Origin of the sequence: Arthrobacter sp. (genome assembly GCF_031988865.1) — a bacterium.
Classification (GTDB): Bacteria; Actinomycetota; Actinomycetes; order Actinomycetales; family Micrococcaceae; genus Arthrobacter_B.
On record NZ_DALZXY010000107.1, the window covers coordinates 2,974 to 9,291 of the forward strand.

7 protein-coding genes are annotated in these 6,318 nt (G+C 66.6%); 3 read left to right on the forward strand and 4 right to left on the reverse strand.

Annotated elements, in window-relative coordinates; genetic code table 11:
- From RTN46_RS15025 to dnaK, 4 genes are all read right to left on the reverse strand, one after another.
- Positions 1-335: heat shock protein transcriptional repressor HspR (locus tag RTN46_RS15025; protein WP_312182580.1), on the reverse strand; the 335-nt coding region annotated here is incomplete at its 3' end.
- Positions 336-413: 78 nt separating this feature from the next.
- Positions 414-1,406 carry a DnaJ C-terminal domain-containing protein gene (locus RTN46_RS15030; protein WP_312182571.1) on the reverse strand — a complete coding sequence of 331 codons (993 nt, stop codon included), beginning with the start codon at positions 1,404-1,406 and terminating at the stop codon, positions 414-416.
- A 97-nt stretch (positions 1,407-1,503) separates the two neighbouring features.
- A complete protein-coding gene (locus RTN46_RS15035; protein ID WP_312182573.1) occupies positions 1,504-2,124 on the reverse strand; it encodes a nucleotide exchange factor GrpE in 621 nt (206 codons plus the stop codon).
- 2 nt (positions 2,125-2,126) lie between these two features.
- The gene (gene dnaK / locus RTN46_RS15040) at positions 2,127-4,001 is read right to left on the reverse strand and encodes a molecular chaperone DnaK (protein ID WP_312182575.1); all 1,875 of its coding nucleotides are present in this window, start codon (positions 3,999-4,001) and stop codon (positions 2,127-2,129) included.
- A 348-nt stretch (positions 4,002-4,349) separates the two neighbouring features.
- Here dnaK and RTN46_RS15045 point away from each other — a divergent pair, with 348 nt between their 5' ends.
- The 3 genes from RTN46_RS15045 to RTN46_RS15055 all read left to right on the forward strand — a co-directional run.
- Positions 4,350-5,153 (forward strand): methyltransferase domain-containing protein, encoded by an 804-nt coding sequence (locus tag RTN46_RS15045; RefSeq protein ID WP_312182576.1) that lies wholly within the window; start codon positions 4,350-4,352, stop codon positions 5,151-5,153.
- A 41-nt stretch (positions 5,154-5,194) separates the two neighbouring features.
- A complete protein-coding gene (locus tag RTN46_RS15050) occupies positions 5,195-5,701 on the forward strand; it encodes a low molecular weight protein-tyrosine-phosphatase (protein WP_312182578.1) in 507 nt (168 codons plus the stop codon).
- Positions 5,701-6,318, forward strand: a 618-nt coding sequence (locus tag RTN46_RS15055; protein WP_396157871.1) for a uridine kinase, incomplete at its 3' end; no start/stop codon positions are given. The genes RTN46_RS15050 and RTN46_RS15055, both read left to right, overlap by 1 nt.

A 6,318-nucleotide genomic window follows, 5' to 3' on the forward strand; every position in this document is an offset into this window, starting at 1 on the left:
CCGGCGGCGAAGATCCGCCCCATGTCACTGCTTCGCTGCTGGATCTGGTCAAGTTCGGCGGAAAGTTCATCAACGCGTGCGCGCAGCCCGGACACCTGCTTCTGCAGCTCCATGATCCGCTTGATGCCTTCGAGTGAAACGCCTTCCTGGGAGAGGCGCTGGACCTCCCGCAGCATCTCGATGTCCCGCTGCGAGTACCGCCGGGAACGCCCCGGCGCACGGCTCGGGCTAACGATCCCGAGCCGGTCGTACTGCCTCAGGGTCTGCGGATGCATGTCCGCAAGTTCAGCGGCAACGGAGATCACGAAGATGGGTGCGTTGGTGTCGATCCCGATTTCTCTCACTCTCCCTCGCTACTTGCTGGTTTGCGTGCTTGTCATACTAGCTGCGGTCCGCTCCGTTGCCGGGCAGGGCTACAGCCGCGCCTTGGCCGCCAGCCCGGCGCGCGGGTCTTCGCCCTTGGTTGCTTCGGCGAAGGCCTCGACCGCTTCCTTCGCATCCTTGCTCAGGTGGGAAGGAACTGCGACGTCGATTGTCACCAGCAGGTCCCCGTTGCCCTTGGAGGTATGGACGCCGCGGCCCTTGACGCGCAGCGTGCGCCCGGACGGGGTACCGGCCGGGACCTTCAGTTTGACCCGGTCGGCGGTCAGCGTCGGAACCTCGATCGTGGCGCCCAGTGCGGCTTCGGGGAAGGTCACCGGCACATGGATCCGGATGTTGTTGCCGTCCCGGACAAAGAAGTCGTGCGGGGTGACGTGCACGGTGACCATCAGGTCTCCGTTCCCGGCCGCCCCGGGCATGCCCTTGCCGCGGACCCGGATCTTCTGTCCGTCCTTCACCCCGGCGGGCACCCGGACCTCGACTACCTCGCCGCTGGGTTCTCGCAGCCCGATCACGGTGCCGTTGATCGAACCCGCGAAAGAAATGGTGGTGCTGGCCGTTCGGTCCGCGCCCTTCTGCGGAGGGGCCGAGCCGAAGCCGCCGCCAAAGCCGCCGCCGCCGAACAGGTCGGCGAATTCCGGGGGAATGTTACTGCCGCCGGCGTTGTACGACGTTCCGCGCCGGCTGCGTCCGGCGGACTGGCCAAACAGGCCGCCGAAGACGTCCTCGAATCCTGCGCCCGTTCCGCCGGCCGGGCCACCGGCGCCGCCTGCGGTGAACCTGGCTCCGCTGCCCATGGCACGGATGGCGTCGTACTGCTGGCGCTCCTCGGCGTCGGAAAGCACCGAGTAGGCCTCGGAGACGTCCTTGAACATCTTCTCCGCCGAGGGATCATTCTGGTTCTGGTCCGGGTGGTATTTGCGGGCCAGCTTCCGGTACGACTTCTTGATGTCGGCTTCGGAAGCGTCCTTGGGAACACCCAGAATCTTGTAGAAATCCTTGTCGACCCAATCCTGACTAGCCAATTGGTGTCCCCTTCCTGTGTCTTGCCCTAAAACGCTGGAACCGGCTGTTCACCGGTGATGCCCGGGACCGCCGTGCGGCGGTCCCGGGCATCAACTGCTACTGCTCCGGAACGGAGACGATCACCTGTGCCGCACGCAGCACCCGATCGTTCGACTTGTATCCGGTGCGCAGGATCTGCGTAACAGTGTCGGACGTGACGTCCGGGCTCTGCTGCTGGATCAGCGCTTCGTGGATGTTCGGATCGAACTCCACGCCGGTCTCATCGATCCGGACCATGCCGTAGCCCTTGAGCGTGTTCTCCAGCTTCACCGCGATCGAGGCGAAAGGCCCCTCGGCGAGGTCCCCGTGCTGGCGGGCGGCCTCGATGTCATCCAGGACGGGCAGGAGGGAATTGAGCATTCCGATCACTGCCATTTCCCGGGCGACGTCGCGGTCCCGCTCCACCCGCTTGCGGTAGTTGACGTACTCAGCCTGCAGGCGAAGCAGGTCATTGCGAAGTTCAAACGCTTCGGCGGAGCCGGCGTCCTCCTTCGCGTCGCTGCCTGCACTGTTCAGGATTTCCTCGGCCTGGGAGAGGGCATCGCCCTCGGCGGAGGAAGCACCCTCCGCCGCGGGCTGTTCGCCCGCTGCGGAGGTACCTGCCTGCTGCGACTGCGGTTCCTCGTTCTCCTCCGGCTGGCCGGCGGGGTTCTGGTTTCCGTTGCCGTTAGCGGCCATGATTACTTCTTTTCCTCGTCATCGACAACTTCGGCATCCACGATGTCTTCATCGTCGGCGCCGGAGTCGGCCGTGCTGCCGTCGCCCGCTGCGGAGCCGGCGGCACCGGCGTCACCCGCGGCCTGGGCCTGCGAGTAGATGGCTTCGCCAAGCTTCGTCTGGGAGGCCTGCAGCTTCTCGAAAGCGCTCTTTACCTCGTCGTCGTTTTCGGTGCCTTCCAGCGCCTTCTTCAACGCGTCGACGTCGCCCTTGACCTCGGACTTGACGTCCTCGGGCAGCTTGTCATCGTTGTCCGTAAGGAGCTTGTCCACCGAGTAGGCCAGCTGCTCGGCGGAGTTGCGGATGTCGGCAGCCTCGCGGCGCTTCTTGTCCTCCGCGGCGTGGTCTTCGGCTTCGCGGACCATGCGGTCGATGTCCTCCTTGGACAGCGAGGAGCCGCCCGTGATGGTCATGGACTGCTCGGCGCCGGTGCCCTTGTCCTTGGCGGACACGTGGACGATGCCGTTGGCGTCGATGTCGAAGGTGACCTCGACCTGCGGAACGCCGCGCGGAGCCGGAGCGATGCCGGTCAGTTCGAAGGTGCCCAGCGGCTTGTTATCCCGGGTGAACTCACGCTCGCCCTGGAAGACCTGGATGGCCACCGACGGCTGGTTGTCATCCGCCGTGGTGAAGGTTTCGCTGCGCTTGGTCGGGATGGCCGTGTTGCGCTCGATCAGCTTGGTCATCACGCCGCCCTTGGTTTCAATGCCGAGGGAAAGCGGGGTGACGTCGATCAGCAGCACGTCCTTGCGCTCGCCCTTCAGCACGCCTGCCTGCAGGGCTGCGCCGACGGCGACAACCTCGTCCGGGTTCACGCCCTTGTTCGGCTCCTGGCCACCGGCCAGTTCCTTGACCAGCTCGGAGACGGCAGGCATACGGGTGGAACCGCCGACGAGGATGATGTGGTCGATGTCCGAGACCTTGATGCCGGCTTCGGAGATGACGTCGTTGAACGGCTTCTTGGTGCGGTCCAGCAGGTCCTTGGTCAGGTCCTGGAACTTAGCGCGGGAGAGGTGCTCGTCCAGGTGCACCGGGCCCTCGGGGGTCACGGACAGGTACTGCAGCGAGATGTTGGTGGAGGTGGCCGAGGAGAGCTCCTTCTTGGCCTGCTCCGCTGCTTCCTTCAGACGCTGGAGGGCGATCTTGTCCTTGGACAGATCCGCTCCCTTGGCCTTGGCCTGCGCCAGCAGGTAGTCAACAATCCGCTGATCCCAGTCGTCGCCGCCGAGGCGGTTGTCGCCGGCCGTGGCGCGGACCTGGATGGTGGAGAAGTCGTCCTCGTCCTTGCCGACTTCCAGCAGCGAGACGTCGAAGGTGCCGCCGCCGAGGTCGAAGACCAGGATGAGTTCGTCTTCCTTGCCCTTGTCCAGGCCGTAGGCCAGTGCGGCTGCGGTCGGCTCGTTGACGATGCGCAGGACGTTCAGGCCGGCAATCTCGCCGGCTTCCTTGGTGGCCTGGCGCTCGGCGTCGTTGAAGTAGGCGGGGACGGTCACGACGGCGTCGGTGACCTTCTCACCCAGGTAGGACTCGGCGTCGGCCTTCAGCTTCTGCAGGATGCGGGCAGAGATTTCCTGGGCGGTGTACTTCTTGCCGTCAATGTCCACGCTCCAGTCGGTGCCCATGTGGCGCTTGACCGAGGCGATGGTGCGGTCGATGTTATTGACGGCCTGGCGCTTGGCGATCTCGCCGACCAGGACCTCGCCGGACTTGGCGAAAGCAACAACGGACGGAGTGGTCCGGCCGCCTTCAGCGTTGGCGATGACGGTGGGTTCACCACCCTCGAGGACGGAGACAACGGAGTTGGTGGTTCCGAGGTCGATACCTACTGCACGTGACATATTTGCTTCCTCTTTCCTTGGAAATCGATGGTCCGCGCGGCTGCTCTCCGCGGAGATACCTGCCGCTGCGGCCACCCGTAGCGCATATTGAGCGTTCTAGACTCAACTTTACCGGATGCGCTTATTTTGTCAACAAAGTTGAGTGCCTCCGACTCAACTCTGGTTCCATCTCGGATGAAGGCACTGTCTCTATAAAGACACCGGTTCCGGCAGCGCACAAGGGGCCACCGAATCCCGGTGCGGCCGGGCCGCCTGAGCCTGGCCGCTGATTCCAGCGCGGGTTCAGGCGTATGACACACCGTGACCAGGAAACGGGCAGGTGCCCCCGGTCCCGCGTATCGTCCTGCTATGCCCCAGGACACGTATTCGCATGGCCATCACCGCAGCGTCGTCGGCGCCCACGCCACCCGGACGGCGGAGGATTCCGCCGCGTATCTGGTGCCGCACCTGCGCTCCGGCCTGAGCCTGCTCGATGTCGGCTGCGGCCCCGGAAGCATCACCGTGGACCTCGCGGAGCTCGTGGCACCCGGGCAGGTGACCGGGCTGGACCGTTCCGACGACGTCGTCGCCCGGGCGCGCGCGCTGGCCACCGAACGGGGTGCCCCCAATGTCGGCTTTGTGTCCGGAAACGTCTACGACCTGGACTTCCCCGATGACACGTTTGATGTGGTCCACGCACACCAGGTGCTCCAGCACCTCACCGATCCGGCCGCCGCGCTGCACGAAATGCGCCGGGTCACCCGCCCGGGCGGGATCGTTGCCGTGCGCGACGCCGACTACCACGGCATGAGCTGGTACCCGGAAGTTCCGGAGCTGGCGGAATGGATGGAGACCTACCAGCAGATCGCCCGCGGCAACCGCGCCGAGCCCGACGCCGGACGCCGGCTGCTCAGCTGGGCGCTGGAGGCCGGGTTCACCGAATTTGTTCCGTCGTCCTCGAACTGGCTCTATGCCACCGAAGACCGGCGCCGCTGGTTTGCCGGGACCTGGTCCCAGCGGATACTGCATTCGGCCTTCGCCGAACAGGCAATCGAACGCGGCCTGGCGTCGGCGCAGGATCTGGAGCGGATGGCAGACGGCTGGACGCGGTGGGCCGCTGCCCCGGACGGCTGGTTCCTGATTCCCAGCGGTGAGCTCCTCGCCCGGGCCTGAGCGCCGGCCCCGCACCGCCTGCGGATCGGTACGCTTAACCGATGTTCCGCATCATTACGGTCTGCACCGGAAACATCTGCCGCTCGCCCATGGCCCAGTTCTGCCTCACCCGCGCTTTCAGCGAGGCGCAGCTGGCGGACGACGTGTCGGTGGACTCCGCCGGCGTGACCGGCTGGGAGGCAGGCCGCCCGATGGACCCCCGCACGGCCGCCGAACTGCGCAAACACCATTTTCCCGAGCCGCCGCTCGAGCGCTTCCGGGCGCGGGCCTTCGAACCTGAGTGGTACCGGACCCGGGACCTGATCCTTGCCCTGGACCACGGGCACCTGACGCATTTGCAGGCCGAAGCCCCCGCGCCGGAGCGCGCCAGAATCCGGATGTTGCGCAGCTTCGACCCGGCCGCCGCGACGCTGCCGGTGGATCAGCAGGGCATTGAAGACCCCTGGTACGGGGATATGTCCGCCTTTGATTCCTCCTACGCCCTGATCCAGGCCGCCGTACCCGGCGTGGTGGACTTTGTCCGCAGCGCCCTGGCGGAGCGCCGCTGATGTCCCCTGCCCCGCACCGCCCGCTGCTGATCGCCGTTGACGGTTTCTCCGGAGCGGGGAAAACCGGACTGGCGCTGGAACTGGCGGCAGAACTCCGCGCCCACCGCTCGGTCGCCGTGTTCCATCTGGAGGACGTGTACCCCGGCTGGGACGGGCTCGACGCCGGGATGGACTACTACCGCCGCCAGGTCCTGGAGCCCCTGGCGGAGGGACACAGCGCGCACTGGCAGTCCTGGGACTGGGTGGCAGGCCGCTACGGCGGGTGGCACACCACGGAGCCGGCGGACATCGTGATCCTTGAAGGCGTGGGCGCCGGCCACCGGGCAGCCCGGAACGTCCTGGACGCGGTCATCTGGATTCAGGCTCCGGAAGCCGTGCGCCGTGAACGTGCCCTGGCCCGCGACGGCGACACCTACGCCCCGCACTGGGATCGCTGGGCGGCGCAGGAAGCTGCCTGGGCCGCTGCGGACCCGGTGGCCGGCACCGCTGACGTGAGAGTGCGCAATGAACCGGCCGCAGCACACCCGGCGGTGGACGCCGGTGACGCGCCGGCGGCGGGGCTGCCCCGGCAGGCTCCACTGCCCCGGTTTGTGCTGCGGGCGCTGGCAGCACAAACC